This is a genomic window from Pseudomonas sp. 1 (assembly GCF_056626735.1).
In genome coordinates, this window is sequence record NZ_JBWXMQ010000045.1 from 1 (window position 1) to 1,315 (window position 1,315).

Consider the following 1,315-nt stretch of genomic DNA (forward strand, 5'->3'; position numbering starts at 1 on the left):
GTTGTCTAGTCCTGAAATAGGTTTACACCTGTTTCAGCCTCAAAACGCCCGATGCACCGCATCGGGTGTTTTGTATTTCAGCGACAGATGAGGCCGCTCGTTGTTATAGATCTGTACCGACTCGTCCACCATCCGGATGGCCTCTGCAAAATTTTTGGGGCGATGCAGCAATAACTCGTTTTTCAAAATCCCGTTCACACGCTCAGCCAACGCGTTTTGGTAGCAGTCGTAGCCATCGGTCATTGAGCAGGTGATGCCGTATTTGGCATGCAGCCGCTGATAAAGCTCGGAGCAGTATTGGACGCCTCTATCCGAGTGATGCACCAAACATTGCTTCGTTGTCCGCTGCTTGAGGGCTTTGTTGAACGCCTGGATCACCGATTCGGTGTGCAAGCTTTCATGGACATGGTGCCCCACGATTTTTCGGGAGTACGCATCGGTGATCAAACTCAGATAAGCCACACCCGTTTGCGTCGGTAAGTAGGTGATGTCCGCAACCCATACTTGCTCTGGCGCCTTGGCAACTACCTGAATCGGTCCATCTTTGAGCAGGTTTGGATGCCGGCGAAAGCGATGATGGCTATCTGTCGTTTTGTGATAGGCCCGTCTGCGGGGAACCAGCTCGCGCCGATCTCGCAAGATATCGAATAACCGGTCTCGACCGACCTTTACGGACACCTCTGGCTCAGTGTGCATCAGATTGTGAAGTTTTCGGGTGCCAAGGCGCGGTTGCCTAAGTCGTTTCTCCCTCACGAATCCCATCACTTCCTGGGCATGACGGGCCCGGGCATCACACGCGCGGTTGCGCTTGTAATAAGCCTGACGGGAAATCCCCATGAACTGGCAAGCCCGACTAATGCTCAGGTCTTGGATCTGCCCTTGGGAGAGGACTTGCCGGATCGCTTTTTTACGACAGAAACACCGAAGTCGTTCTTTAAAACATCAACGACAGCTTCGAAAAACTGAGCTTTCTGGTTGGCTTGGGCCAGCTTTTCTTCGAGCTCTTTGATTCGCTGTTCGGGTGTCAGTGGTTTATCGGGCTCATCCATGGAACGGGGTCTCTTGGAGCGAATGGACGCGCCTTGACTCCAGTCCTGCCGACCATGCCTGCGTAACCAGTTCAGTACGGTCGATTTACCCTGAATGCCATAACGCTCTTGAGCCTCTTTATAACTCAACTCGCCTTTTTCGACCTGATCGACGACCGACAATTTAAAAGTCCGCGTGTAATCACGCTGACTGCGCCTTTTTCCTGTATTCATTACTCCCTCCTGAGAATGGGTCAGAAGGTGTAAACCTTATTCAGGACGAGACA

General features: G+C 52.2%; 1 protein-coding gene. It reads right to left on the bottom strand.

All coding sequences use genetic code 11. The features are described from left to right. Window positions 1-39 precede the first annotated feature (39 nt). A protein-coding gene (locus AC1MDC_RS28615) for an IS3 family transposase (protein ID WP_086776354.1) occupies window positions 40-1,262 on the bottom strand; the annotation gives its coding sequence in 2 pieces (ribosomal slippage) (window positions 40-911 and window positions 911-1,262; 1,224 coding nt in all). Between the last annotated feature and the right edge of the window lie 53 nt (window positions 1,263-1,315).